Source organism: Dermatophilaceae bacterium Soc4.6, assembly GCA_039889245.1.
Lineage (GTDB): Bacteria > Actinomycetota > Actinomycetes > Actinomycetales > Dermatophilaceae > Lapillicoccus.
This window is the reverse complement of sequence record JAZGVH010000002.1, coordinates 3,167,936-3,193,106: the sequence shown is the minus strand read 5'-3', so window position 1 is coordinate 3,193,106 and position 25,171 is coordinate 3,167,936. Positions and strand designations below refer to the sequence as shown.

The following is a 25,171-nucleotide window of genomic DNA, read 5'->3' as shown; positions in this document are numbered from 1 at the left end:
TCCTAAAGCTTCAAGAGGTTGGCATCGTCGACCGAGGCCGACCGGCGGGCGCGGAAGATCGCCATGATGATGGCCAGGCCCACCACGACCTCGGCGGCCGCGACGACCATGACGAACAGGGCGATGACCTGGCCGTCGAGGGTGCCGTGGACGCGCGCGAAGGTGACGAAGGCCAGGTTGGTGGCGTTGAGCATCAGCTCGACCCCCATGAACACGATGATGGCGTTGCGGCGCAGCAGCACCACGGCACCACCGATCGAGAAGAGGATCGCCGAGAGGTAGACGTAGTAGACGAGGCTCATCGGGTGCTGCCCTCCTCGATCTCGACCTCGATGGCCTGCTCCAGCGACTTGTAGCGCTCGGGACGGGCGACCTGGTTGCGGGAGACGAGCACCCGCGAGACGGACAGCTCACTGGGGGTGCCGTCGGGGAGCAGGGCCGGGGTGTCGACGGCGTTGTGCCGGGCGTAGACACCGGGCGCCGGAAGACCGGCGACGTACTGGTTCTCGCGGACCCTGCGCTCGGCCCACTCGCGCTGGGTGATCTTGGCCGTGAGGCGCTCACGGTGCGCGAGCACCATCGCCCCGATGGCAGCGGTGATCAGCAGGGCCGAGGTGATCTCGAAGGCCCAGACGTACTTGCCGAAGATCAGCTGCGCCACCCCCGACACGTTGCCGCTGCCGTCAGCGCCCGCGTTGACCGCCTCGAGCCCCACCGTGGCCGGGAGCGTGAGGCTGCCGAGCGCCGAGAGCATGACGCCCGCGAGGCCGAGCGAGAGCACCCAGCCCCAGAAGCGCTGACCGCGGATGGTCTCGACCACCGAGTCGGCCGAGTCGACGCCGACGAGCATCAGCACGAAGAGGAAGAGCATCATCACGGCGCCGGTGTAGACGAAGATCTGCACGATGCCGAGGAACTGGGCCTGCTCCATGATGTAGAGGACGCCCAGGTTGACCATGACGAACGCCATGCACAGGGCGGCGTGCACCGCCTTGCGGGCGAACACCAGCCCGAGCGAGGCGGCGACCATGAGGATGCCGAGGATCCAGAAGGCGATCGCCTCGCCGGTGCCGGTCATCGGGTGCCCTCCGGCTCGGCGGTCGACGGGGCGGTCGTCGGCTGGCCGATCTTGGCACCGGCCCGCAGTCGGGCCCCGCCCCGCAGTGGCGGCTGGGCGTACTTCTCGGGGCGGATCGAGTCGACCTCGGCCTCGTGCTCCGTCGCCCACTCGCGCTGGGCGCTGGTGGCTCCGCTGACCTTGCCGAGGTAGTAGTCGCGCTCCTCCATGCCCTCGACCATCGGGTGCGGCGAGGGCAGCATGCCCTGCTGCATCGGGGCGAGCAGCATGTCCTTGGTGAAGATCAGGTCGGCCCGGTTGTTGTCGGCCAGCTCGTAGTCGTTGGTCATCGTCAGGGCCCGGGTCGGGCAGGCCTCGATGCAGAGCCCGCAGAAGATGCAGCGCAGGTAGTTGATCTGGTAGACGCGGCCGAAGCGCTCACCGGGCGAGAAGCGACCGGTGCCCCCCTCGCTGATCGCGGTGTCGTCGTTGCTCGCGCCCTCGACGAGGATCGCGTCGGCCGGGCAGGCCCACGCGCAGAGCTCGCAACCGATGCACTTCTCGAGACCGTCGGGGTGGCGGTTGAGCTGGTGGCGACCGTGGAACCGCGGCGCGGTGGCCCGTGGCTTCTCGGGGTACTCCTCGGTCAGCACCGTGCGGAACTGCGTCGCGAACGTCACCCCGAAGCCGCCTACGGGGGCGTACCACTTGGGCTGCTCGCTCGGCGTAGGCCGCTCGCTCGACCCGCTGGCCGGGCGCGCCGGACTGGACGGGCGCGGCACGGGGGGCAGGGAGCTTCCGGTGGGCGCAGTGGTGGCGTCGTCAGCCACGAGCGTCCTCCTTCACGGTTGAGGCGGGGATGTCGCCCGGGATGGTGGTGAGACTGGCGGGGGCGCCCACGGGCTCGGGGATGCGGTCCGGCTCCCGCAGTCGCTGCCCGGGCAGCGGCGGCACCGGGTAGCCGCCGGCGAAGGGGTCGATCTCGGCGGGGAACCGCTCGGCGGCGGACCGCTCCTCCTCGTCGGCGCGCTTGTTGTCGTAGACCCAGGCCACCGCCAGCGCCACCACCGCGATGACCCCGACGAGCACCAGGGTGGGTACGGGGAACTGGCGGCCGAGCAGGCCGACCTTACCGTCACCGAACCATCCGTTCTGCGAGCCGCGGATGAAGGCCACGGCCACGACCCACACGAGCGTGGAGGGGATGAGGAACTTCCAGCCGAAGCGCATGAACTGGTCGTAGCGCACTCGCGGCAGCGACCCTCGCACCCAGACGAAGCCCCAGATGAAGAACCACAGCTTGGCCGTGAACCAGAGCACGCCCCACCAGCCGTGGTTGAACATGCCACCGTTGATCATGGCGACGAACGGGGGGGCCATCCAGCCACCGAGGAAGACGGTGGTGGCGAGGGCGGCCACGACGAACATGTTGATGTACTCGCCGAGGAAGAACATCGCGAAGCGCATCGAGGAGTACTCGGTGTGGAAGCCACCGGTGAGCTCACCCTCGCCCTCGGCGAGGTCGAAGGGCAGGCGGTTGGTCTCGCCGAACATCGTCACGACGTAGACGGCGAAGGAGAAGAAGGCGGGGATGAAGTACCAGAGGCGCTCCTGGCCGGCCACGATCTGCGAGGTCGACATCGAGCCGCTGTAGATGAAGACGGCCACGAGGGCCAGGCCCATCGCGATCTCGTACGAGATGACCTGGGCGGTCGAGCGCAGCCCACCGAGCAGCGGGTAGGTCGAGCCGGACGACCAGCCGGCGAGGACGATGCCGTAGACACCGACCGAGGCGACCGCGAGCACGAGCAGCACGGCGACCGGCATGTCGGTGATCTGGAGCGGGGTCCTGTGGCCGAACATCGTGACCTCGTCCCCGAAGGGGATGATCGCGAACGACACGAAGGCCATGGTCGCCGAGATCAGCGGGGCCAGGGTGAAGACGAACTTGTCCGCGGCAGCCGGGGTGACGTCTTCCTTGAGCATCAGCTTGGCGCCGTCGGCCAGGGTCTGGAGAAGGCCGAAGGGGCCGGCCCGGTTGGGCCCGGGACGCTGCTGCATGCGCCCGATGACGCGACGCTCGAACCAGATGACGAGCAGCGTGCTCAGCAGGAGGTAGACGAAGGCCATCAGGACCTTGATCAGCGACAGCCACCACGGGGTGTCGCTGAAGTCGGCGGAGGGGTTGTCGATGGCAGGGACGGCGGCAGCGACAGCCTGGACCTCGCCGACCAGCGAGGCGAACGTGGACATCAGCGGGCACCTTCCGAAGCAGCGAGCGGGCGACTGACCGTGGAGACGACGGGTGACACCGTGACCGGGTCACCCGCGAGCGCACCGAGGCTACCGCGGACGTCGCAGCCCTCGGAGTTGGTCGGGAGCCAGACGACCCCCTCGAGCAGGTCGGGGGTCACCAGCGCGGGCACCCGGACGGAGCCGCGCGCGGTCGTGACGGTGACGGGGGCGCCGTCGCCGACACCCAGACGCCCAGCATCGGCCGGGCCGATCCGCAGGACCGCGACGGGCGCGGTGCCGGCGAGGTAGGGCTCGCCGTCCTGCATCCGGCCCTTGTCGAGCAGCGGGGCCCAGGTGGCGAGGACGAGCTGTCCGGGCACCACCGGGGGCGTCGGCACGTGCGCGTCGGTGAGGGTGGGTCGCGCGCCGGCCCAAGGGCCCAGCTCTTCGTACTGGGCGTGGATCTGGGCCTGGGTCTTGGTCTCGAGGAAGATCCCGAGCTCGGCGGCGAGCATGTCGAGCACCCGGTGGTCGCTCATCGCGTTGGTGTGGAGGGCTGCCTCGAAGGGTCGTAGTCGACCCTCCCAGTCGACGAAGGTGCCGACCTTCTCCGACGGCGGGGCGACAGGCAGGACGACGTCGGCGACGCGGGTCACGGCCGACTCGCGCACCTCGAGCGAGACGACGAAGGTCTTGGCCAGCGCCTCCTCGACGCCCGGCAGCGCGAGGTCGACCGGGTCGACGCCCGCGACGACGAGGGCTCCGATCGCGCCGCTGCAGGCGGCCTCGACGATCGCGGCGGTGTCACGCGCCGGAGCGTCGGGCAGACCGACGCTGTCCCAGACCTCGGCGACCTCGGCCCGGGCCACCGGGTCGGCAACCGGGCGTCCGCCCGGCAGCAGCGAGCCGAGCGCGCCGGACTCGAGCGCCCCACGCTCCCCCGCTCGGCGCGGGACCCAGGCGAGCCGGGCTCCCGTGCGGTCGGCCAGGGCGGCGGCGGCGGTCAGCGCACCGGGCACGGAGGCCAGCCGCTCGCCCACGAGGACGATGCCGCCGTCGGCGAGGCTGGTCTCCAGGGCGCGACCGGCGTCGGTGTCACCGAGCGCGCGCAGGGTCGCGGCCTCCTGCCCCGGGGCGGTGGGGAGCAGCAGGCCGGAGAGCTTGCGCAGGCCACGGCTGGCGTACGGGGCCACGGAGGCGACCGACGCGCCGGTCTTGCGGACGGCCTTGCGCAGCCGCAGGAACACGATGGGTGACTCGTCCTCGGGCTCGAAGCCGACGAGGAGCACAGCACGGGCGGCCTCCAGGTCGGCGTAGGTCACGCCTCCCCCACCGGGGCCCGTCGAGACGACGCGCGCGGCCAGGAAGTCGGCCTCCTCGGCCGAGTGGGGCCGGGCACGGAAGTCGATGTCGTTGGTCTGCAACGCGATTCGTGCGAACTTGCCGTAGGCGTAGGCGTCCTCGGCGGTTGCGCGACCGCCGACGAGCACGGCCGCGGCGCGGGCCTTGCGCAGGCCGGCAGCGGCGACCTCGAGGGCCTCGGGCCAGCCGGCGGCGCGCAGCTCGCCTGACTCGTCGCGCACCAGCGGGGTGGTGAGCCGGTCGGCGAGGGTCGGCCAGGTGAAGGCCCACCGGCCCTTGTCGCAGTTCCACTCCTCGTTGACCGCCGGGTCGTTGGCCGCCATCCGTCGCAGGACGACCCCGCGACGGTGGTCGGTGCGGATGGCGCACCCGGAGGCGCAGCCGTCGCAGACCGTGGGCGTGGAGATCAGGTCGAAGGGACGCGAGCGGAAGCGGTAGGCCGCCCCGGTCAGCGCACCCACCGGGCAGATCTGCACGGTGTTGCCGGAGAAGTACGACTCGAACGGCTGCTCCTGGTAGATACCCACCTGCTGGAGGGCACCGCGCTCGACGAGCGCGATGAACGGGTCGCCGGCGATCTGGTCGGAGAAGCGGGTGCACCGGGCGCAGAGGATGCAGCGCTCGCGGTCGAGCAGCACCTGGCTGGAGATGTTGATCGGCTTGGGGTAAGTGCGCTTGACGTCCTCGAAGCGGGACACGGCGCGACCGTTGCTCATCGCCTGGTTCTGCAGGGGACACTCGCCACCCTTGTCGCAGACGGGGCAGTCGAGCGGGTGGTTGATGAGCAGGAACTCCATCTGACCGTGCTGGGCCTTGTCGGCCACCGCGGAGGTGTGCTGGGTGTTGACCCGCATGCCCTCGGTCACGGTGATCGTGCAGGAGGCCTGCGGCTTCGGCATCGGGCGGAAGGAGCCGTCCGGGCCGGGGGTCGCGATGTCGACGAGGCACTGTCGGCAGGCGCCGACCGGCTCGAGCAGCGGGTGGTCGCAGAACCGGGGGATCGCCACCCCGACCTCTTCGGCCGCTCGGATGACCAGGGTGCCCTTGGGCACCGAGACCGCTATCCCGTCGATGGTCAGGCTGACCCCGTCGACGGCAGCGGGCACCGAGGCGTTGCCGCCGGTGCTCACCGAGTTGCCGCCCGACGCCGGGCTGTTGGTCGTCGGGCCGACGGCCGGGGTCGTGGGGGTGGTGGTCATGCGGACGCTGACTCCTTCGTGGCGTCGGCGAAGTACGACGACGCGTCGCGGTCGAACGGGCAGCCGTCGACCGACAGGTGGTCGCGGAACTCGTCGCGGAAGTACTGGATGCTGCTCGTGATCGGTGACGTCGCGCCGTCACCCAGGGCACAGAACGACCGACCCAGGATGTTGTCGCAGATGTCGAGCAGCTTGTCGAAGTCGGCCTCGGTGGCCGCGCCGGCCGGGCCGTGCTCGAGGCGCTCGAGGATCTGCGCGAGCCACCACGTGCCTTCGCGACACGGGGTGCACTTGCCGCACGACTCGTGCTTGTAGAAGTCGGTCCAGCGCTCGACGGCGCGCACGACGCAGGTCGTGGTGTCGAAGATCTGCAGGGCCCGGGTGCCGAGCATCGAGCCGGCCGCACCCACCGACTCGAAGTCGAGGGGCACGTCGAGGTGCTCGTCGGTGAACAGCGGGGTGGACGAGCCGCCCGGCGTCCAGAACTTCAGATCCTTGCCGCCGCGCATCCCGCCCGCCATCTCGAGCAGCTCACGCAGGGTGATGCCGAGCGGGGCCTCGTACTGCCCGGGCCTCGTGACGTGGCCGGAGAGGCTGAAGATGCCGAAGCCGGTGGACTTCTCGGTGCCCATCGCCTTGAACCACTCGGAGCCGTGGAGCAGGATCGGCGGGACCGACGCGATGCTCTCGACGTTGTTGACGACGGTGGGTCGCGCGTAGAGGCCGGCCACGGCCGGGAACGGGGGCTTGAGACGCGGTTGACCGCGACGACCCTCGAGCGAGTCGAGCAGCGCCGTCTCCTCACCGCAGATGTAGGCGCCGGCGCCGGCGTGCACGGTGATGTCGAGGTCGAAGCCCGAGCCGTGGATGTTCGTGCCGAGGTGGCCTGCGGCATACGCCTCCTCGACGGCGCGCATGAGCCGGCGGTAGACGTGCACGATCTCGCCGCGCAGGTAGATGAAGGCGTGCGTGCAGCCGATGGCGTACGACGTGATGGCCATGCCCTCGATGAGGAAGTGCGGGGCCGCCATCATCAGCGGCGTGTCCTTGCAGGTGCCCGGCTCGGACTCGTCGGCGTTGACCACGAGGTAGCGGGGGCCGCCGTCGGGCGGGGGCAGGAAGCCCCACTTCATGCCGGTGGGGAAGCCGGCGCCTCCGCGGCCACGCAGGCCCGACTCCTTGGTCATCGTCACCAGGTCGGCCTGGGACATGCCCAGGGCCTTCTTCAGGCCCTGGTAGCCCTCATTGTCCTCGTAGGTCGCGAGGGTCCACGACTGGGGGTGGTCCCAGAACTTCGTGAGGATCGGGGTCAGTGCGGTGCTCACAGCCCCGCCTCCTTGTCCTTGCCCGAACGGGCAGTCGAATCGCCGGGCGCCTCGTCGGGGGCGTTGCTGGGGGTGTCGCCGGTCGCGCTGTCCTCGCCGGGAGCGCGCCAGCCGTTGGCCTTGGCCACGCCGAGGCCCTCGAGCGAGGCCGGACCGGCGCCGACACCCTCGTCGGCGAGGCCGTCGGGGAAGCCGGCGAGCACGCGCGAGACCTGCTTGAAGGAGCAGACCCGGCTCGGGCCGCGCGTCGGGCGCACCGTCTTGCCGGCCCGCAGGTCGTCGACCAGCTGCCTGGTCGACGCCGGCGACTGGTTGTCGAAGAACTCCCAGTTGGCCATGACGACGGGGGCGTAGTCACAGGCGGCGTTGCACTCGACGCGCTCGAGGGTGATCTTGCCGTCGGCGGTCGTCTCGTCGTGCCCGATGCCGAGGTGCTCGCTGACCGACTCCCAGATGAGGTCGCCACCCATGATCGCGCACAGCGTGTTGGTGCAGACGCCGACGGTGAACTCGCCGTTGGGGTGGCGTTTGTACTGGGTGTAGAAGGTCGCGACCCCGCTGACCTCGGCGGTCTCGAGGTCGAGCAGCTCGGCGCAGAGCGCGATCCCGCGGCCGGAGACGTAGCCGTCGATGCTCTGCACGAGGTGCAGCAGCGGCAGCAGCGCCGAGCGGGCCACGGGGTAGCGCGCGATCACCAGTGCGGCGTCGGCGCGCAGCTGCGCCTCGACCTGCGCGGGGTAGGGGGCCCGGCTCTCCTCGCTGACGGTCAGGTGGCCGGCAGCGGTCTGCGGAGCGGACAGGTCGTGACTGGTGGACATCAGCGGTCCACTCCTCCCATGACGGGGTCGATGGACGCGACGGCCACGATGACGTCAGCGATCTGGCCACCCTCGCACATCGCGGCCGAGGCCTGCAGGTTGTTGAACGAGGGGTCACGGAAGTGCGCCCGGTAGGGCCGGGTGCCGCCGTCGGAGACCAGGTGGCAGCCGAGCTCGCCCTTGGCGCTCTCGACCGCGACGTAGACCTGACCGGCCGGCACCCTGAAGCCCTCGGTCACCAGCTTGAAGTGGTGGATGAGCGACTCCATCGACTCGCCCATGATCTCTCGGATGTGGTTGAGGGAGTTGCCCTGACCGTCGGTGCCCACGGAGAGCTGGGCGGGCCAGGCGATCTTGCGGTCGGCGACCATGACCGGCTGCCCCTCGGTGGCCTCGAGCCGGGTGACCGTCTGCTCGACGATGCGCATCGACTCCTTGATCTCGTCGAGACGGATCCGCAGGCGCCCGTAGGCGTCGCAGGTGTCGCGAGTGATGACGTCGAAGTCGTAGGTCTCGTAGCCGCAGTAGGGCGCCGACTTGCGCAGGTCGTGCGGCAGTCCGGTCGAGCGGAGCACCGGTCCCGTCATGCCGAGCGCCATGCAGCCGGTGAGGTCGAGGTAGCCGACGTCGACCGTCCGGCCCTTGAGGACCGGGTTCTCGGTCAGGAGCAGCTCGAACTCGTGCAGACCGACCCGCAGCTCGCTGACCATGTCGGTGATCTCGCTGTAGACGCCCTTGGGCAGGTCCTGCGAGACGCCGCCGGGGCGGATGTAGGCGTTGTTCATGCGCAGACCCGTGACCATCTCGATGATCTTGAGGACGCGCTCGCGCTCGCGGAACCCGACGGTCATGACCGTCGTGGCCCCCATCTCCATGCCCCCGGTGCCCACGGCCACGAAGTGCGAGCTGATCCGGGTGAGCTCCATCATGAGCACCCGGATGATCGAGGCGCGCTCGGGGATCTGCTCGGTGATGCCGAGCAGCTTCTCGATGGCGAGGCAGTAGGCCGTCTCCTGGAACATCGGGGTGAGGTAGTCCATGCGGGTGCAGAACGTCACCCCCTGCGTCCAGGTGCGGAACTCCATGTTCTTCTCGATGCCGGTGTGCAGGTAGCCGATCCCCGCGCGGGTCTCGGTCACCGTCTCGCCGTCGAGCTCGAGGATCAGGCGCAGCACGCCGTGGGTCGACGGGTGCTGCGGGCCCATGTTGACGACGATCCGCTCCTCGTGCAGCGAGGTGGCCTCGTCGACGAGGTCGTCCCAGTCACCGCCCGTGGCGTTGAAGACGTGGGCGCCCTCGGCGGCCTGCTCGTCGGCGCCGGAGGTGGCGTAGGGGTCAGTTGTCGTGGTCATCAGGAGTACGACCTCCGCTGGTCGGGCGGTGGGATGGTGGCGCCCTTGTACTCGACGGGGATCCCGCCGAGGGGGTAGTCCTTGCGCTGCGGGTGTCCCGGCCAGTCGTCGGGCATCAGGATGCGGGTCAGCGCAGGGTGGCCGTCGAACTGGATGCCGAACATGTCCCACGTCTCACGTTCGTGCCAGTCGTTGGCGGGATAGACCTCGACCACCGACGGGATGTGCGGATCGGCGTCGGGGCAGGTGACCTCGACGCGGATCCGCTTGCTGCCGTTGGTGATCGACAGGAGGTGGTAGACCGCGTGCAGCTCGCGGCCGGTCTCGTCGGGATAGTTGACCCCAGAGACACCGGTGCAGATCTCGAACCGGAGGGCCGGGTCGTTGCGCAGCGTGCGGGCGACCTCGAGGAGGTGCTCGCGGCGCACGAAGAGCGTCATCTCACCGCGGTCGACGACCACCCGCTCGATGGCCTCGGCCATCGAGGCGCTGCCGCCGACGAGGGCCCGCTCGAGGGCGTCGGCCGCCTCGTCGAACCAGCCGCCGTAGGGCCGGGCCGTGGCCCCGGGGAGGAGCACGGGGGTCTTGAGACCGCCGTAGCCGGTCGTGTCGGCGCCCTGGGTCGCGCCGAACATGCCGTCGCGCTCGGCGATCACGACCGGGGTCGTGTCGACGTCCCGTCGACGCACGACGACGTCGCCGTGCTCCTGCGCCGCCTCCGTGCCGGGGATGCCGGGGCTGGTGTCGTCGGCCATCAGGCGAGCAGCCCCTTCATGGCATGGGTCGGGGTGGCGGCCATGGCGGCGGCCTCGGCCGCCTGGGCCGCCGTGACCCGGTCGACCCCGAGCGGCATCTTGAGGATCTCGTCGTGCAGCGTGAGGATCGCGTTGAGCAGCATCTGCGGGCGCGGCGGGCAGCCCGGAAGGTAGATGTCGACCGGGATGATGTGGTCGACGCCCTGGACGATGGCGTAGTTGTTGAACATGCCGCCCGAGCTCGCGCAGACACCCATCGAGATGACCCACTTGGGCTCGCTCATCTGGTCGTAGACCTGGCGCACGACCGGCGCCATCTTCTGGCTCACCCGTCCGGCCACGATCATCAGGTCGGCCTGGCGCGGAGTCGCGGCGAAGCGCTCCATACCGAAGCGGGCGATGTCGTAGTCGGGGGTGCCGACCGCCATCATCTCGATGGCACAGCAGGCCAGACCGAAGGTCGCGGGCCACATGGACGTCTTGCGCATGTAGCCGGCGAGGTTCTCGATCGAGGTGAGCAGGAAACCTGCCGGCAGCTTCTCTTCGATTCCCATGTGTTTCTCCTAGTCCCAGTCCAGCCCGCCCCGACGCCAGACGTAGGCGTAGGCGACGAACACGGTGAGGATGAACAGGACCATCTCGACGAGCGCGAACAGTCCCAGCTGGTTGAACGCCACGGCGAACGGATAGAGGAAGATGCTCTCCACGTCGAAGACGATGAACAACATCGCCGTGATGTAGTACTTGATCGGCACGCGACCGCCGCCGACGGCCTGCGGGGTCGGCTGGATGCCGCACTCGTAGGCCTCGAGCTTGGCGCGGTTGTAGCGCTTCGGGCCGACGACGAGGCTGGTGCCGACCGACAGGAGGGCGAAGCCGAAGCCGAGGGCCAGCAGGAACAGGAGCGGGATCCACTCGTTGGTCATCGCGTGCCTCTCTGGCATCCGGGTCGTCGCGCTCGGGGCGCCGCGGATAGATCTGGGGACTGGTTCCGGTCGAGCGACCCCATCCTAGGGGGCTCGCGGAACGGGCGCTGCGCCCCGGGGGTGGGGGCGTTCACGCGTCGGGGGCGATCGACGACATCGCGTGGATGAGGCGGTCGCCGACCCGGCCGCCGCGCTGCTCGGGCAGGTTGGCCATCACCTTGAGCAGGAAGCGCATCATCGTCGTGCGCGGCAGGCCGTACTTCGTGGCCAGGCGCATGATCTCGGGCTGCCCGATCGCGTGGGCGAACCAGCGGCCGAGCGTGAAGTAGCCGCCCAGCTCGTCCTTCATCGCCCGCGGGTAGCCCGCGAGCACCCGCTCGCGCTGGGCGTCGCTCGGGCGGGCCAGGGCCTGCGCGATGACCTCGGCCCCGATGCGGGCTGCCTCGAGGGCGTAGTCGATGCCCTCGCCGTTGAAGGGGTTGACCATGCCACCGGCGTCGCCGACGAGGACGAGGCCGTCGGCATACAGCGGGGTGCGGTTGAAGCCCATGGGCAGGGCGGCGCCCCGGATGGGACCGGCCGACTCGTCGTGCTCGAGGTGCCAGTCGGCGTCGATGTCGGCGACCCAGCGCCGCATGACGTCCTTGAAGTCGGTCTTGCGGAAGGCCGAGGTGGTGTCGAGGGTGCCCAGGCCGACGTTGGTGCGGCCGTCCTCGAGGGGGAAGAGCCAGCCGTAGCCGGGCATCAGGATGCGCTTGCCGCTGTCGTCGCGGGTCCAGAGCTCCAGGTGGCTCTCCATGAAGTCGTCGCGGCGCGGCGTGCGGTAGTAGGCACGGACGGCGACGCCCATCACGCGGTCGTCGCGCTTGGGGCGGCCGACGGAGGTCGCGAGGCGGGAGGAGACGCCGTCGCTGGCCACCACGACGGGGGCGCGGTAGGTGATCGTCTCGCCGGTGTCGCGGCCGCGCTCGTCGAGCCGCTTGGCCGTGACGCCGGTGACCCGGCCACCGGGGTCGCGGACCGGCGCCGTGACGCTGGTGCGCTCCTGGAGCAGGGCGCCCTTGTGCTCCGCGTGCCGCGCGAGGGTCTCGTCGAGCATCGCGCGGGTGCGCACCAAGCCGTGGCCGGGGAAGGTCGAGGTCTGCGGCCAGTCGAGCTGCAGGGTGTGCCCGCCGCCCTTGATCCGCAGGCCGGCCGTGCGCTGCCAGTCGCTGGTGTCGACACCGAGCGAGGTCAGCTCCTTGGTGGCCCGCGGGGTCAGTCCGTCGCCGCAGATCTTGTCGCGGGGGAAGGTCGACTTCTCGAGGAGCACCACGTCGAGGCCGTGGTCGGCCAGGTAGGCAGCGGTGGCGCTGCCCCCGGGGCCGGCACCGACCACGATCACGTCGGCGCTCGGTCCCTGCGTGGAGGTCGGGCCGGGGGTGCCTGAGCGGGTGCTGGTGGTCATCGTCGGGGGGTGCCTTCGCTGCTTGTGAAGATCTTCACGAACGTCTGGACGAGTCTAAGCCCGTGCGCGGGAGGTGTCAGTTGCGGGGCCGGCCCCCTGCCGGAGTGCGGATGGAGCCGCTCAGGCGAGCGGCTTGGTGGCCCGGTGCAGCGCGACGATCCCGCCCGTGAGGTTGCGCCAGGTGACCTCGCCCCAGCCGGTCGCGGCGATCGACTCGGCGAGCTCGCGCTGCGCCGGCCAGGCCCGGATCGACTCGGCGAGGTAGACGTAGGAGTCGGGGTTGCTCGAGGTGCGCCGGGCGATCGGCGGCAGCGCGCGCATGAGGTAGTTGGTGTAGACGGTGCGGAAGGCCGGGTTGGTCGGGGCACTGAACTCGCACACGACCAGGCGCCCGCCCGGCTTCGTCACCCGGAGGAACTCGGCGAGCGCGGCCTGCATGTCGGAGACGTTGCGCAGGCCGAACGACATGGTCACGGCGTCGAAGGAGTCGTCGGCGAAGGGCAGCCGCATCGCGTCGGCGGCGGTGAAGGCGAGGTCGGGGCGGCGCCGGTGGCCGACGCGCAGCATCCCCACCGAGAAGTCGGCGGGCACGACCCGCACACCGGCGTCGGCGAAGGGCTCCGAGCTCGTGCCCGTGCCGGCCGCGATGTCGAGCACCGTCTGGCCGGGGCGGGCCTCGACCGCAGCGACGGTGGCGCGGCGCCAGGCGCGGTCCTGGCCGAGCGACAGCACGTCGTTGGTCAGGTCGTACTTCTCGGCGACCCCGTCGAACATCGTGGCGACCTCGGCGGGCTGCTTGTCCAGGCTGGCGCGGCTCATGCCCCCATTCTCCCGCATGCAGCGTGCGGCCGTCCGCCGTGGGCGGTGCCAGGAGCCTGACGGCGTCAGGCTGTGACGTCGCGCACCTCTCCTCGTCCGGCGTCCTACGCACCGGACGGGAGAGGGGGGTCGCCGTACGCTTGTGGGTGATGTCCACCGCCCTCGCACCCGAGCCGACTGCTGCCGCAGCCGGCCCGTTGGTCGTGAGGTCCTTCCTCGTCGCCGACCCCGGCCCGCTGCTCGACCTGCTTCCCGCCCTCCCCGCCAGTGAGCTCTTCTCGTGGGTCAGGCGCGGCGAGGGCCTGGTGGGGTGGGGGCGCGCGGCGACGTGCGAGACCAGCGGACCCGAGCGCTTCTCGGCAGCCCAGGAGTGGTGGACCGCCACGGCGGGCCACGCCGTCGTGCGCGACGAGGTGCGCCTGCCCGGCAGTGGGGCGGTGGCCTTCGGGTCCTTCCCCTTCGCCGACGACTCGACCGACCTGGCCCAGCTCGTCGTCCCCGCGGTCACCGTCGGGCACCGTGGTGGTCGGTGGTGGGTGACGACCGCCGGGGTCGAGCCGGCACTGACGACGCTGCCGGTCGTGGGCCCGACGCAGGCCCCGGTGGCTCCCACCGACATCGCCTTCTCCGACGGCGTGCAGGACCCCACGCGCTGGGCGGCCAGTGTCGCCGAGGCCGTGCACCGCATCACCCGGGGCGACCTCGACAAGGTCGTCCTGGCCCGCGACCTCGACGTGCGCAGCTCGACCCCCATCGATGCGCGCTGGGTGCTGCAGCAGCTGGCGCTGCGGTACGACACGACATGGACCTTCAGTGTGGCGGGGTTGGTGGGGGCGACCCCCGAGCTGCTCGTGCGGCGCGACCAGGGCCTGGTGACCTCGCGGGTGCTCGCCGGCACCATCCGCCGCACCGGCGACGACGCCTCCGACGTCGCGCTCGCAGGGTCGCTCGCCCGCTCGAGCAAGGACCTCGAGGAGCACGAGTACGCCGTGCGCTCGGTCGCCGACGCCCTCGCGCCGCACTGCTCGTCGATGAACGTGCCCGAGTCGCCCTTCGTGCTGCACCTGAGCAACGTCATGCACCTCGCGACCGACGTGGCGGGGGTCAGCTCAGACGAGGTCACGTCGCTGGGGCTGGCTGCCTCGCTGCACCCGTCGGCCGCGGTCGGCGGCACACCCACCGAGGCGGCGGTGGCGCTCATCGCCGAGCTCGAGGACCTCGACCGCGGCCGGTATGCCGGGCCGGTCGGCTGGATGGACGCCACCGGTGACGGCGAGTGGGGCATCGCGCTGCGCTGTGGCCGTTTCGACGACGAGGACCCCCGCGGCATCAGGCTCTTCGCCGGGTGCGGCATCGTCGCCGGCTCCGATCCTGACGCCGAGGTGGCCGAGTCCGACGCCAAGCTCGTGCCGATGCGCGACGCCCTCACCGCCACCTGAGGGCAGCCGCCCGGGCGAGGTCGACGCTGAGTCGACCCCTGACCCCGCGCGCTCAGACCTGGGGCATGACCTCGCTCGCCACCAGCGCGAGGTGCTCCAGGTCGTGCAGGTCGAGCACCTGGAGGTAGACGCGCTCGGCGCCAGCCGCGGCATACCGGCCCAGGCGTCGGTGGGGCCGGGGAGCCCGTCACCGCCCATGGCGAGGTAGTGGTCGGAGCGGAAGAACGCGGCAAACCCACAGTCCTCGGTCGTGCGGGCGACGGAGAGCAGCTCGTCGTACGAGGCGCCCTGCTGGGGTTCGGTGAAGATGCGCAGCTCCATGCCTCCACCCTGTGTGGCTCACCCGAGCGCGTCAGGTCCGCGGCACCCGCTTGCGCCAGTCGACGCCCGTGACCATGACCCGCGCCGCCGTCGTGCCGTCCCACTCGACGGTGAGCCCCTGGGCCGTGAGCGCCGCGACCACCTCGCCCGCGACGACCTCGGGGGGCGCCTCGAACCCCCCGTAGGCCAGGAAGAGGTCGCTGCCCCCCGGCCCCAGCCGCTCGGCGTCCTGCTCGTGGAAGAACACGTAGCCGCGCGACGACGGCCCCGCCTCGTCGCCGATCTCGGCGTGCCCGCAGGTCTGGCAGCAGGTGAAGCCCATCCGGGCCACGATGCCGTCGGCCTCGAGGGCGGCGAACGCCGCTGCCACCCGGGTGTAGTCGCCCTCGTCGGTCCACCCGGCCTCCTGCTGCAGCCGCTCGGCCCACACCCGCTCGAGCACCGAGCCCACGTCACCCTCGGTGAGGTCGAGCTCGTCGTCCTCGACGTACTGCTCGAGCAACGCCTCGTGCACGTCGTCGTGGCCCAGGAACGCGGGCGACACGAGGTCGCGGGCCGACTCCTCGAGCCACTCGAGCTGCTCGACGCGAGCCGGGCGATCGGGGCTCGCTGCTTCGTCCGGAGCCCGGTCGGGCGCACCGGCGCCCGGCGGTGCCTGACCGGCGTCGGCGCCGGGTCGGAGGCGGTCGAAGAACCCCATGCCCGCACCCTAGACGAGCAGCCAGCGGCGCACGCAGGTCAGTGCGACATACTCGACCGTCGTGACCTCGGCCCAGCGTGCGACGCGGCTCCTGCAGGCCCTCACCGCGGTGGGGGTCGCGGATGTCGTGCTCTCGCCCGGCTCGCGCTCGGCCCCCCTCGCCCTCGCCCTGTATGCCGCCGACCGCGCCGGCGACCTGCGCCTGCACGTGCGCCTCGACGAGCGCACGGCCGGCTTCCTCTCGTTGGGCCTGCACGTCGGCTCCCGCCACCCGGTGGCGGTGGTGATGACGTCAGGGACCGCGGTCGGCAACCTGCTGCCGGCGGTGATGGAGGCCCACCACAGCGGGCGCACCGTCATCGTGCTGTCCGCCGACCGCCCCGACGCCCTGCGGGGAAGCGGTGCGAGCCAGACCACCACGCAGGCGGGGATCTTCGGGGTCTTCGCCCCGTGCGACGACCTCACCGAGGCGACCACCGATGACGAGCTCGTCGCCGCCGTGACGCGCGCGGGTCTGCGCCGCGGCCCCAGCCAGCTCAACCTCCAGCTCGGCGAGCCGCTGCTGCCCGACCCCGACGAGGCCAGCTGGTGGCCCGACGTCCCGCCGCACCCCGGCGCCTCGGCTCGGCGCCGCACCGACGGCCCCCGCTTCGCGGCCGGCCCCCCCATCACGGCCGGCCCCCGCACGGTCGTCGTCGCCGGTGACGACGCCGGCCCGGCTGCCCGCATCCTGGCCCAGCGCATGGGCTGGCCCCTGCTCGCCGAGCCCACGTCGGGGTCGCGGGCCGGCACCAACGCGATCCGCACCTACCGCCTGCTCCTCGGGGGCCCCCTCGGTGAGGAGGTGCAGCGCGTAGTGGTCGTCGGCCACCCGACCCTGTCGCGCCCGATCACGCGGCTGATCGCCCGGGCCGGTCTCGAGGTGCTCGCCGCGCCCGGGCCGGGTGGGGTGGTCACCGACCCGGGGCGGGTCGCCGCCCACCTCGAGGCCGTGCCGTCCGTGCCCGACGACACCACCCCCTCCGAGGCCGACGCCGACTGGCTCGCCGCGTGGCAGGCGGCCGACCGGCAGCTCGGCGACCGCGTCGACGCCCTGGTCGACGACCTGCCGCCGCTGCACGCGCTCCAGGTCGCCCGCGAGGTCTGCGCCGCGACGACGGCGGGTACGACCCTCGTCGTCGGCTCCTCCAACCCGGTGCGCGACCTCGACCTCGTCATGGCCCCCTACCCACCCGGCGAGCACCGGCTCGTCGTCGGCAACCGGGGCCTCGCCGGCATCGACGGCACGGTCTCGACGGCCATCGGCGTCGCGCTGGCCCGCCCCCGCCACGACGGCGTTCCGCGCCGCAGCCTGGCCCTGCTCGGTGACGTGACCTTCCTGCACGACGCCACCGGTCTCTTCCTCGGGCCCGACGAGCCCCGCCCCGACCTGACGCTCGTGGTGGTCAACGACGACGGCGGCTCGATCTTCGCCGGCCTCGAGCAGGGCTCGGACGCCTTCGCCCCCGCGTTCGAGCGGGTCTTCGCGACGCCGCACGGTGTCGACCTGGAGGCGCTCTGCGCCGCCAGCCACACGGCCTACGAGCGGGTGGACGACGTCACGTCGCTGCGCCGTGCGCTGGCCGACGAGTGCCGCGGGCTGCGGGTCGTCGAGGCCCGGGTGGGACGCGCCGACCGGCGGGCGACGGCCGCTGCGGTCGCCGCGCTGATGCAGGATTGAGCGATGACGCAGGCGACGACGGGTGAGGGAGCCACGGGCACGACTGGTACGCCGCGTGCCCCCGTGCCCTCCCAGCCCGAGACCGGTGCCACCCCGATCGTGTCCGAGGCCACGGCACAGCGCGCCGCGCCCGCGCCCAGCATCGCGCGCAGCAGCCTCGCGATGGCGTCGGGCACGATCGTCTCGCGGGTGCTGGGCGTCATCCGGCAGTCGCTCATCGTCGCGGTGGTCGGCCTGTCGCTCTCGGGAGACGCGTTCACCGCCGCCAACACCCTGCCCAACGTCATCTACATGATCATCGCGGGCGGCGTGCTCAACTCCGTGCTCATCCCCCAGCTGGTCAAGGCGGCCGACCACCCCGACGGCGGGCGCGAGTTCACCGACCGCATCCTCACCGTCGGCGGCGGCGCCATCCTGCTCGTGACCATCGTGTGCACGGCCGCTGCTGGCCTGCTGATGCGCCTGCTCACCGACTTCAGCGGGCAGACCCTCGACCTCGCGGTCTTCTTCGCCCTGATCACGCTGCCGCAGATCTTCTTCTACGGCATCTACGCCCTGCTCGGACAGGTGCTCGGAGCCCGGGGGCGGTTCCTCGCCTTCGGCTGGTCGCCCGCCATCGCCAATGTCGTCGCGATCGCCGGGCTGGTGTCGTTCCTCGTGCTCTTCCCCCGACAGGCGGCGGTCGGCGACTGGACCCCGTCGATGGTCTGGTGGCTCGGTGGCACGGCCACGGCGAGCATCGCCGTGCAGGGTGTCGTGTTGCTCTATCCGCTCTACCGCAGCGGTTTCCGCTTCACGCCCCGCTTCGGGCTGCGCGGGGTCGGGCTCGGTCAGGCGTCGGTCATCGCGCGCTGGGCGTTCGCCGCCCTGACCGTCTCACAGGTCGGCTTCATCCTCGCGTCGCGCATCATGACCAACGCGTCCGACCAGCAGAGCCCCAGCAGCTTCGTCGCCGGTCTCACCGTCTACTCCAGCGCCCTGCTGGTCTTCCAGATGCCGCACTCCTTCGTCGCGCTGTCCTTCATCACCGCGATGTATCCCCGCATCTCGGCGGCCGCCCAGCGCCACGACCTGCCGGCGCTGCGCCGCGACTACGTCCGGGGGCTCACCATCCCCACCGCTCTGACCCTGCCGATGTCGGTCGTGCTGCTGGTCTTCGCCCTGCCCATCTGCAGCCTGCTCTTCCACTCCTACCCCGGCCCGACGGCGCTGGTGCTGGCCACCATGGCCCTGGGCGTGGTGCCCTTCGGCATCGACGTGCTCAACCAGCGCTACCTCTACGCGCACGACGACGGGCGCATGGCCCTCACCGAGCAGTGCGTCCTCACCGGCAGCGCCACGGTCATCAACATCTGCGCGTGGCTCTTCTGCCCGGCGGAGTACGTCGTGGCCGTCATCGCCGGCGGCATCGTCGTCAGCAACGTGCTCAGCTCGATCTTCGGCCTGTGGATCATCCGGGCGCGGATCGGCCGCCTCGGTGGGCGGGCCATCGTGCGCTCGTACCTGCGGGTCGGGGTCGCGTCGGCGATCTCCGGCCTGGTCGCCTGGCTGGTCGTGCTGGGGTTCCACCGCATCCTCGGCGACGGCCGGCTCGAGGCGCTGATCCCCCTGCTCGTCGGCGGCGGCGTCTTCGTGCTCTTCTACCTCACCCTGGCCGCCCTGCTCGAGATCACCGAGGTGGGTGAGCTCGTCGACCCGGTGGTCCGCATCGCCGGGCGGATGGGCACCCTGCTGCTGCGCAAGGTCCGCCGCCCCGCCTGAGCAGCCCCCGTGCGCTCCCGTGCGCCTCCCCCATCCCCACGTGTTGCGGGTTCGCAGGGGTCCGGGAGCCCCGGGCGGTTGACGCCAGCCGCCCACCTGGGTCAAGGTAAGCGAGCGCTTAGTCGGCGCCAGCACGCCAGCACGCTCAACGAGGAGAGTCCATGGGTCGTTTCGACGGGAAGACCGCCATCGTCACCGGAGCCAGCCGAGGGATCGGGCTGGCCATCGCGCAGCGCCTGGTCGACGACGGCGCCCGGGTGGTCGTCACCGCCCGCAAGCAGGAGGCCCTCGACGCGGCGGTCGCGCAGCTCGGCGGCCCCGAGCACGCGATCGCCGTGGCCGGCCCCGGCGACGACGCCGCGCACCAGGACGAGGCGATCGCCACGGCCATCGACGCCTACGGCGGGCTCCACTTCCTGGTCAACAACACGGGCATCAACCCTGCCTACGGCCCCCTGATGCAGCTCGACCTCGCGGCCGCCCGCAAGATCGTCGAGGTCAACGACATCGCCGCTCTGTCGTGGGTGCAGAAGGCGTATGCCGCCGCCTTCGCCGCGCACGGCGGCGCCGTCGTCAACGTCGCGTCCGTCGCGGGCCTGCGGCCCGCGCCCGGCATCGCGTTCTACGGCGCCAGCAAGGCGATGCTCATCCACCTGACGCAGGAGCTCGCGGTCGAGCTCGGCCCGACCATCCGGGTCAACGCCGTCGCCCCCGCCGTGGTCAAGACGAAGTTCGCTGTCGCCCTCTACGAGGGCCGCGAGGAGGAGGTCGCCGCCGCCTACCCGCTCAAGCGCCTGGGCGAGCCCGACGACATCGGCGCCGCCGTCGCCTTCCTGCTCTCGGACGACGCGGCGTGGATCACCGGCCAGACCATGGTGCTCGACGGTGGCATCACGATGACCGGCGGCGTCTGATGCCGTATGCCGCCGGCTCCACCGCCGTCGTCACCGGCGCGGCCGGGGGCATCGGCCGTGCCATCGCGGAACGCCTTGTCGCAGAGGGCTTCCGAGTCGTCGTCGCCGACGTCGACCCCTCGGTCGCCGAGGTCGCCGACGCCCTCGGCGAGCAGGTCACGGCCTTCGCCGGCGACTGCGCCACCGAGGCCGGGGTCGCGGCCCTCGTCGAGGCAGCCCACGCGGCCGTCGGTGACATCGACGTCTTCTTCGCCAACGCCGGCGTCGAGGGCGGCAAGGGCCTGGAGTCGAGCGAGGCCCAGTGGGCCACGGCCCTGGAGGTCAACGTCATGGCCCACGTGCGGGCCGCCCGCGCACTCGTGCCCGGGTGGCTCGAGCGCGGCCAGGGCCGACTCGTCGTCACCGCCTCGGCCGCCGGGCTGCTGACGATGCTCGGCAGCGCGCCCTACAGCGTCACGAAGCACGGCGCCGTCGCCTTCGCCGAGTGGCTGCGAGCGACCTACTCCCACAGGGGTATCGTCGTGCAGGCGATCTGCCCGCAGGGCGTCAACACCAGGATGCTCGACGACTCGGGCCCGCTGAAGGACCTGCTCTCGCACGACCGCGCCCTCGAGCCCACCGAGGTCGCCGAGACCGTCTGGCAGGCCCTGCAGGGCGACCCGTTCCTGGTGCTCCCCCACCCGCAGGTCGCCGACTACTACCGCGCCCGCGCCGCAGACCCCGACCGCTGGCTCGGCGGCATGGGCCGCCTCCAGGCCAAGCTCGACACGGTCCTCGGCACGACCAGCGCCGGCACCACACCCGAGTCCCCCACGGAGGCAACAGCATGAAGGCCTGGCAGGTCACCGCCCTCGGCGAACCCCGTGACGTCATGAGCCTGGTCGACCTCCCCGAGCCGACGCTCAGCGAGGGCCAGGTGCGCGTCCGGGTGCTGGCCTCCGCCGCCAACTTCCCCGACGCCCTCATGTGCCGCGGGCTCTACCAGGTCAAGCCGAACCTGCCCTTCACCCCCGGCGTCGAGCTGTGCGGCGAGGTGCTCGAGCTCGGCCCCGGCGTCGAGACGCGGCCCGGCCTGGCCGTCGGTGACCGCATCATCGGCAGCTCGGTCATCCCCCACGGCGCCTTCGCCGAGCAGTCGGTCGTCGAGGCGCGCGCCGTCCTCCCGGCGCCGACGAGGCTCACCGATGCGCAGGCCGGCGGGTTCTTCATCGGCTACCAGACCGGCTGGTTCGGCCTGCACCGCCGCGCCCACCTCCAAGCCGGTGAGACCCTGCTCGTCCACGCCGCCGCCGGCGGCGTCGGCAGCGCCGCCGTCCAGCTCGGCAAGGCGGCCGGCGCCCGGGTCATCGGTGTCGTCGGTGGACCGGCCAAGGCCCAGGTCGCCCGCGACCTCGGCGCCGACGTCGTGATCGACCGGCACACCGAGGACTTCGTCGAGGTCGTCAAGCGCGAGACCGGGGGCCGGGGCGCCGACGTGGTCTACGACCCGGTCGGCGGCTCGACCTACGACCGGTCGACGAAGTGCATCGCCTTCGAGGGCCGCATCGTGGTCATCGGCTTCGCCGGCGGCACCATCCAGACGCCGCCGCTCGGCCACGCGCTGGTGAAGAACTACACCATCCTCGGCCTGCACTGGGGCCTCTACGCCAAGGTCATGCCGCAGCTGATCGGTGAGTGCCACGCCGACCTCACCCGCATGGTCGACGAGGGTCTGATCGACCCCCTCGTGAGCGAGCGGGTCACCCTCGGTGCCGTCGCCGACGGGGTGCAGCGGCTCGCTGACGGCTCGACCATCGGCCGGGTCGTCTACGACGCAGGAGCCTCCTCATGACCGAGCAGCCGCAGCACGGCCCCAACCCCCCGGGTCTCGACCTCGCCGCACTGCACGACTGGCTCGGCACCGCCGCGCCCGGCCTGCTCGAGGGCCCGCTGACCGCCGAGGTCGTCGCCGGCGGCAAGAGCAACCTGACCTATCGCGTCACCGACGGCACCACCCGCGTCATCGTGAGGCGGCCTCCCCTTGGCCACGTCCTCGCCACCGCCCACGACATGGCGCGGGAGTTCCGCGTCATGGACGCGCTCGCCGACACCGCCGTGCCCGTGCCCCTGATGCTGGCCGCGTGCAGCGACGACACCGTCATCGGCGCCTCGTTCTACGTCATGGAGCACGTCGCCGGCGTGCCCTACCGCACCCGTGAGCAGCTCGAGCCGCTCGGCCCCGAGCGCACCCGGGCCATCAGCGAGCTCATGGTCGACACCCTCGCGGACCTGCACGGCGTCGACCCGGCCACGGTGGGCCTCTCGGACTTCGGCCGCCCCGAGGGCTTCCTCGCCCGGCAGGTGCGGCGCTGGGGTCAGCAGCTCGACTCCTCGCACAGCCGCGACCTCGCCGGCTCCGACGACCTGCGCACCCGCCTGTCGGCCGGCGTGCCGGCCGAGTCCCCCGCCGCGATCGTGCACGGCGACTACCGACTCGACAACATCCTCACCAGCACCGACGGCCCGCACGACGAGCTCGCGGCCGTGGTCGACTGGGAGATGGCCACCCTCGGCGACCCCCTCACCGACATCGCCCTGCTGCTGACCTACCAGCGGGTCGCCCAGCAGGGCGCCACGGGCGTGTCCACCGTCTCGCTCGCGCCCGGCTTCCTCACCGAGGACGAGATCATCAGCCGGTATGCCGCCCGCAGCGGCCGCGACCTGCACCACCTCGGCTTCTACGAGGCGCTCGCCTGCTTCAAGCTGGCGGTCATCCTCGAGGGCATCCACTACCGCTTCGCCCAGGGCCAGACCGTCGGCGAGGGCTTTGCGTCCGTTGGCGAGATGGTCGAGCCGCTCATCGCGCTCGGCCACGAGGCCATGGACCGTCTCGAGACCACCACCGACCCGACCCACACGACAGGACAACACTGATGGACTTCGGCACCGACGCCCGCACCCAGGAGCTCACGGACGCGCTCCAGGGGCTCATGACCTCCGACATCGAGCCAGCCCTGCCGACCTTCCGCGAGCAGGTCGCCGCCCTGCCCGACCACTGGGCGTGGTCCCAGGCGCCGGTGCTCGAGCCCCTGCGCGAGAAGGCGCGCGCCCTCGGGCTGTGGAACGCCTTCCTGCCTGGCCCGAAGGGTGCCGGCCTCACCAACCTGCAGTACGCCGCGCTCGCCGAGGTCACCGGCCGCGCCATCGACCTCGCCCCGGCCGTGCTCAACTGCGCGGCCCCCGACACCGGCAACATGGAGGTGCTCGAGACCTTCGGCACCGACCAGCAGAAGGAGCAGTGGCTGGCGCCGCTGCTGCGCGGCGAGATCCGCTCGTCCTTCGCGATGACCGAGCCCGACGTCGCCAGCTCCGACGCCACCAACATCCAGACCTCGATCGTGCGTGACGGCGACTCCTACGTCGTCACGGGCCGCAAGTGGTGGATCACCGGGGCGATGAACCCCGACGCCAAGATCTTCATCGTCATGGGCAAGACCGACCCGTCGGCCGACCGGCACCGTCAGCAGAGCATGATCCTCGTGCCCCGCGACGCCGAGGGCGTCGAGATCGTGCGCGGGATGCACGTCCTGGGCTACGACGACCACGAGCACGGCGGCCACGCCGAGATGGCCTTCCACTCGGTGCGGGTCCCCGCCACCAACCTCATCGCCGGTGAGGGAGAGGGCTTCGCCATCGCCCAGGCCCGCCTCGGCCCCGGCCGCATCCACCACTGCATGCGCTCGATCGGCGTGGCCGAGAAGGCGATCGAGCTGATGTGCGACCGTGTCTCGTCGCGGGTCGCCTTCGGCAAGCCGCTGTCCGAGCAGGGCGTCATCCGCGACTGGATCGCCGAGTCCCGCGTGCGCCTCGAGCAGCTGCGGCTGCTCGTGCTCAAGACCGCGTGGCTGATGGACACCGTCGGCAACCGTGGAGCACACACCGAGATCCAGTCGATCAAGATCGCCACCCCCGCGACCGTGGAGTGGATCCTCGACAAGGCGATCCAGGCCCACGGCGCCGGGGGCCTCAGCCAGGACTTCCCCCTCGCGGGCGCCATCGCCGGCATCCGCACCCTGCGCTTCGCCGACGGCCCCGACGAGGTGCACAAGAACGCGCTGGCCCGCGCCGAGCTGAAGAAGCAGGCCGCCCGCCACGGCTGACCCCGCCACAATGGGTCGTGCTCTCCACCGGTGTCGCTCCGTGGCTCAACCTCGTGGGCCTCTTCGCCTTCGCCCTCTCCGGCGCGCTCACGGGCGTACGTCGCGGCTTCGACGTCGTGGGGATGGCGGTGCTCGCGACCGCGGCCGCCCTCGGCGGCGGCATCCTGCGTGACGTCCTGCTCGAGGTGCCCGTGGTCGCCCTCGTCACCCCCTCGTGGCTCCTGCTCCCCCTGGCCGCCACCGTGGTCGTCTTCTTCTTCCACCCGGTCGTCAGCCGCCTGGCCCGCGCCGTCGAGGTCGTCGACGCCGTCGGGCTGGGTCTCTTCTGCGCGACGGCGACGGCCAAGGCGCTCGCGGTCGGCGCCCCACCCGTCACGGCCGTCTTCCTCGGCACGGTCACGGGCGTCGGCGGCGGCGTGCTGCGCGACGTGCTCGCCGGCACGATCCCGTCCCTCTTCCGCCCCCAGTCCAGGCTGTATGCCGTGCCCGCCGTCGCCGGCTGCCTCGCCCTCGTGGTCACGGCCGGGGACAGGCCGGTCACCGACGTGGCCGTGGTCGCCGCCGCGGTCGGCATGACCGGCCTCCGGCTGCTGGCCCTCTGGCGCGGCTGGACGGCTCCCGTGCCACGCGCCGACCGGCAGGCTGCCGTCGACCCCTCGTGACGGCGTCACGGAGGCCGCGTCAGGCGACGCGAGCCCGCTCCTGCAGCAACGCCTCCCCGACCGCCCGCACGTGCACCACGGCCAGGCGCGGAACGGCGACCACGGCGGGGCGACCGCCTCCAGCTCGGCCGCGGTCGGGACCTGCGGCAGCTCCCACAGGCGCCGCACGAGGTCGAGGGCCTTCGGCTCGTGCGTCGCGAGCACGTCCAGCAGACCGAGG

23 protein-coding genes and 1 pseudogene are annotated in these 25,171 nt (G+C 71.8%); 9 read left to right on the top strand and 15 right to left on the bottom strand.

All coding sequences use genetic code 11. The features are described 5' to 3' along the window. Window positions 1-2 precede the first annotated feature (2 nt). The 13 genes from nuoK to V3N99_14810 all read right to left on the bottom strand — a co-directional run bounded on the left by nuoK (window position 3) and on the right by V3N99_14810 (window position 13,295). Complete coding sequence (gene nuoK / locus V3N99_14870) at window positions 3-302, bottom strand: NADH-quinone oxidoreductase subunit NuoK (protein ID MEO3938022.1); 300 nt, start codon at window positions 300-302, stop codon at window positions 3-5. Next, window positions 299-1,078 (bottom strand): NADH-quinone oxidoreductase subunit J, encoded by a 780-nt coding sequence (locus V3N99_14865; GenBank protein ID MEO3938021.1) that lies wholly within the window; start codon window positions 1,076-1,078, stop codon window positions 299-301. Before V3N99_14865 ends, nuoK begins: the two co-directional genes overlap by 4 nt. Continuing rightward, a complete protein-coding gene (gene nuoI, locus V3N99_14860; GenBank protein MEO3938020.1) occupies window positions 1,075-1,737 on the bottom strand; it encodes an NADH-quinone oxidoreductase subunit NuoI in 663 nt (220 codons plus the stop codon). Before nuoI ends, V3N99_14865 begins: the two co-directional genes overlap by 4 nt. Before the next feature lie 142 nt (window positions 1,738-1,879). Beyond that, window positions 1,880-3,310 (bottom strand): NADH-quinone oxidoreductase subunit NuoH, encoded by a 1,431-nt coding sequence (nuoH, locus tag V3N99_14855; GenBank protein MEO3938019.1) that lies wholly within the window; start codon window positions 3,308-3,310, stop codon window positions 1,880-1,882. Continuing rightward, window positions 3,310-5,853 (bottom strand): NADH-quinone oxidoreductase subunit G, encoded by a 2,544-nt coding sequence (locus V3N99_14850; protein MEO3938018.1) that lies wholly within the window; start codon window positions 5,851-5,853, stop codon window positions 3,310-3,312. Before V3N99_14850 ends, nuoH begins: the two co-directional genes overlap by 1 nt. Then, the gene (gene nuoF / locus V3N99_14845) at window positions 5,850-7,178 is read right to left on the bottom strand and encodes an NADH-quinone oxidoreductase subunit NuoF (GenBank protein MEO3938017.1); all 1,329 of its coding nucleotides are present in this window, start codon (window positions 7,176-7,178) and stop codon (window positions 5,850-5,852) included. Before nuoF ends, V3N99_14850 begins: the two co-directional genes overlap by 4 nt. After that, window positions 7,175-7,996 carry an NADH-quinone oxidoreductase subunit NuoE gene (gene nuoE, locus V3N99_14840; GenBank protein ID MEO3938016.1) on the bottom strand — a complete coding sequence of 274 codons (822 nt, stop codon included), beginning with the start codon at window positions 7,994-7,996 and terminating at the stop codon, window positions 7,175-7,177. Before nuoE ends, nuoF begins: the two co-directional genes overlap by 4 nt. Next, window positions 7,996-9,348: an NADH-quinone oxidoreductase subunit D gene (locus V3N99_14835; GenBank protein MEO3938015.1), complete on the bottom strand. Its 1,353-nt coding sequence runs from the start codon at window positions 9,346-9,348 to the stop codon at window positions 7,996-7,998. The genes nuoE and V3N99_14835 overlap by 1 nt, the downstream gene beginning before the upstream one ends. Beyond that, on the bottom strand, window positions 9,348-10,103 hold the full coding sequence (locus V3N99_14830; GenBank protein MEO3938014.1) for an NADH-quinone oxidoreductase subunit C: 756 nt from the start codon (window positions 10,101-10,103) through the stop codon (window positions 9,348-9,350). The genes V3N99_14835 and V3N99_14830 overlap by 1 nt, the downstream gene beginning before the upstream one ends. After that, window positions 10,103-10,657: an NADH-quinone oxidoreductase subunit B family protein gene (locus tag V3N99_14825; protein MEO3938013.1), complete on the bottom strand. Its 555-nt coding sequence runs from the start codon at window positions 10,655-10,657 to the stop codon at window positions 10,103-10,105. Before V3N99_14825 ends, V3N99_14830 begins: the two co-directional genes overlap by 1 nt. Window positions 10,658-10,666: 9 nt before the next feature. Continuing rightward, window positions 10,667-11,029 (bottom strand): NADH-quinone oxidoreductase subunit A, encoded by a 363-nt coding sequence (locus V3N99_14820; protein ID MEO3938012.1) that lies wholly within the window; start codon window positions 11,027-11,029, stop codon window positions 10,667-10,669. A 130-nt stretch (window positions 11,030-11,159) separates the two neighbouring features. After that, entirely contained in the window at window positions 11,160-12,476 is a 1,317-nt protein-coding gene (locus V3N99_14815) for a geranylgeranyl reductase family protein (protein ID MEO3938011.1), read from the bottom strand. Window positions 12,477-12,596: 120 nt separating this feature from the next. Further along, entirely contained in the window at window positions 12,597-13,295 is a 699-nt protein-coding gene (locus V3N99_14810; protein ID MEO3938010.1) for a demethylmenaquinone methyltransferase, read from the bottom strand. Window positions 13,296-13,444: 149 nt separating this feature from the next. Between V3N99_14810 and V3N99_14805 the strand changes: the two genes are divergently transcribed. Next, window positions 13,445-14,734, top strand: a complete 1,290-nt coding sequence (locus tag V3N99_14805; protein MEO3938009.1) for an isochorismate synthase — start codon at window positions 13,445-13,447, stop codon at window positions 14,732-14,734. A 159-nt stretch (window positions 14,735-14,893) separates the two neighbouring features. Here the strand turns inward: V3N99_14805 and V3N99_14800 are convergent. Further along, a pseudogene (locus V3N99_14800) lies at window positions 14,894-15,055 on the bottom strand (LLM class F420-dependent oxidoreductase). A gap of 31 nt (window positions 15,056-15,086) precedes the next feature. Beyond that, a complete protein-coding gene (locus tag V3N99_14795; GenBank protein ID MEO3938008.1) occupies window positions 15,087-15,755 on the bottom strand; it encodes a hypothetical protein in 669 nt (222 codons plus the stop codon). Window positions 15,756-15,816: 61 nt separating this feature from the next. Here V3N99_14795 and menD point away from each other — a divergent pair, with 61 nt between their 5' ends. The 8 genes from menD to V3N99_14755 all read left to right on the top strand — a co-directional run bounded on the left by menD (window position 15,817) and on the right by V3N99_14755 (window position 24,951). Then, window positions 15,817-17,475 carry a 2-succinyl-5-enolpyruvyl-6-hydroxy-3-cyclohexene-1-carboxylic-acid synthase gene (gene menD, locus V3N99_14790; protein MEO3938007.1) on the top strand — a complete coding sequence of 553 codons (1,659 nt, stop codon included), beginning with the start codon at window positions 15,817-15,819 and terminating at the stop codon, window positions 17,473-17,475. Window positions 17,476-17,478: 3 nt separating this feature from the next. Next, the gene (murJ, locus tag V3N99_14785) at window positions 17,479-19,236 is read left to right on the top strand and encodes a murein biosynthesis integral membrane protein MurJ (protein ID MEO3938006.1); all 1,758 of its coding nucleotides are present in this window, start codon (window positions 17,479-17,481) and stop codon (window positions 19,234-19,236) included. A gap of 161 nt (window positions 19,237-19,397) precedes the next feature. Continuing rightward, window positions 19,398-20,150, top strand: a complete 753-nt coding sequence (locus V3N99_14780) for an SDR family oxidoreductase (GenBank protein ID MEO3938005.1) — start codon at window positions 19,398-19,400, stop codon at window positions 20,148-20,150. Continuing rightward, window positions 20,150-20,980 carry an SDR family oxidoreductase gene (locus V3N99_14775; protein MEO3938004.1) on the top strand — a complete coding sequence of 277 codons (831 nt, stop codon included), beginning with the start codon at window positions 20,150-20,152 and terminating at the stop codon, window positions 20,978-20,980. Before V3N99_14780 ends, V3N99_14775 begins: the two co-directional genes overlap by 1 nt. Further along, window positions 20,977-21,981, top strand: coding sequence for an NADPH:quinone oxidoreductase family protein (locus V3N99_14770; protein ID MEO3938003.1), 1,005 nt, complete (start codon window positions 20,977-20,979; stop codon window positions 21,979-21,981). Before V3N99_14775 ends, V3N99_14770 begins: the two co-directional genes overlap by 4 nt. After that, window positions 21,978-23,063 carry a phosphotransferase family protein gene (locus V3N99_14765; protein ID MEO3938002.1) on the top strand — a complete coding sequence of 362 codons (1,086 nt, stop codon included), beginning with the start codon at window positions 21,978-21,980 and terminating at the stop codon, window positions 23,061-23,063. Before V3N99_14770 ends, V3N99_14765 begins: the two co-directional genes overlap by 4 nt. After that, window positions 23,063-24,289 (top strand): acyl-CoA dehydrogenase family protein, encoded by a 1,227-nt coding sequence (locus V3N99_14760; GenBank protein MEO3938001.1) that lies wholly within the window; start codon window positions 23,063-23,065, stop codon window positions 24,287-24,289. Before V3N99_14765 ends, V3N99_14760 begins: the two co-directional genes overlap by 1 nt. Window positions 24,290-24,306: 17 nt before the next feature. Next, the gene (locus V3N99_14755) at window positions 24,307-24,951 is read left to right on the top strand and encodes a TRIC cation channel family protein (GenBank protein ID MEO3938000.1); all 645 of its coding nucleotides are present in this window, start codon (window positions 24,307-24,309) and stop codon (window positions 24,949-24,951) included. Window positions 24,952-25,171: the final 220 nt, after the last annotated feature.

Coding starts and splice junctions, on each gene's coding strand:
- nuoK (MEO3938022.1), bottom strand. CDS start 302: ATGAGCCTCGTCTACTACGTCTACCTCTCGGCGATCCTCTTCTCGATC.
- V3N99_14865 (MEO3938021.1), bottom strand. CDS start 1,078: ATGACCGGCACCGGCGAGGCGATCGCCTTCTGGATCCTCGGCATCCTC.
- nuoH (MEO3938019.1), bottom strand. CDS start 3,310: ATGTCCACGTTCGCCTCGCTGGTCGGCGAGGTCCAGGCTGTCGCTGCC.
- V3N99_14850 (MEO3938018.1), bottom strand. CDS start 5,853: ATGACCACCACCCCCACGACCCCGGCCGTCGGCCCGACGACCAACAGC.
- nuoE (MEO3938016.1), bottom strand. CDS start 7,996: ATGTCCACCAGTCACGACCTGTCCGCTCCGCAGACCGCTGCCGGCCAC.
- V3N99_14835 (MEO3938015.1), bottom strand. CDS start 9,348: ATGACCACGACAACTGACCCCTACGCCACCTCCGGCGCCGACGAGCAG.
- V3N99_14830 (MEO3938014.1), bottom strand. CDS start 10,103: ATGGCCGACGACACCAGCCCCGGCATCCCCGGCACGGAGGCGGCGCAG.
- V3N99_14825 (MEO3938013.1), bottom strand. CDS start 10,657: ATGGGAATCGAAGAGAAGCTGCCGGCAGGTTTCCTGCTCACCTCGATC.
- V3N99_14820 (MEO3938012.1), bottom strand. CDS start 11,029: ATGACCAACGAGTGGATCCCGCTCCTGTTCCTGCTGGCCCTCGGCTTC.
- V3N99_14815 (MEO3938011.1), bottom strand. CDS start 12,476: ATGACCACCAGCACCCGCTCAGGCACCCCCGGCCCGACCTCCACGCAG.
- V3N99_14810 (MEO3938010.1), bottom strand. CDS start 13,295: ATGAGCCGCGCCAGCCTGGACAAGCAGCCCGCCGAGGTCGCCACGATG.
- V3N99_14805 (MEO3938009.1), top strand. CDS start 13,445: ATGTCCACCGCCCTCGCACCCGAGCCGACTGCTGCCGCAGCCGGCCCG.
- V3N99_14795 (MEO3938008.1), bottom strand. CDS start 15,755: ATGGGGTTCTTCGACCGCCTCCGACCCGGCGCCGACGCCGGTCAGGCA.
- murJ (MEO3938006.1), top strand. CDS start 17,479: ATGACGCAGGCGACGACGGGTGAGGGAGCCACGGGCACGACTGGTACG.
- V3N99_14780 (MEO3938005.1), top strand. CDS start 19,398: ATGGGTCGTTTCGACGGGAAGACCGCCATCGTCACCGGAGCCAGCCGA.
- V3N99_14775 (MEO3938004.1), top strand. CDS start 20,150: ATGCCGTATGCCGCCGGCTCCACCGCCGTCGTCACCGGCGCGGCCGGG.
- V3N99_14770 (MEO3938003.1), top strand. CDS start 20,977: ATGAAGGCCTGGCAGGTCACCGCCCTCGGCGAACCCCGTGACGTCATG.
- V3N99_14765 (MEO3938002.1), top strand. CDS start 21,978: ATGACCGAGCAGCCGCAGCACGGCCCCAACCCCCCGGGTCTCGACCTC.
- V3N99_14760 (MEO3938001.1), top strand. CDS start 23,063: ATGGACTTCGGCACCGACGCCCGCACCCAGGAGCTCACGGACGCGCTC.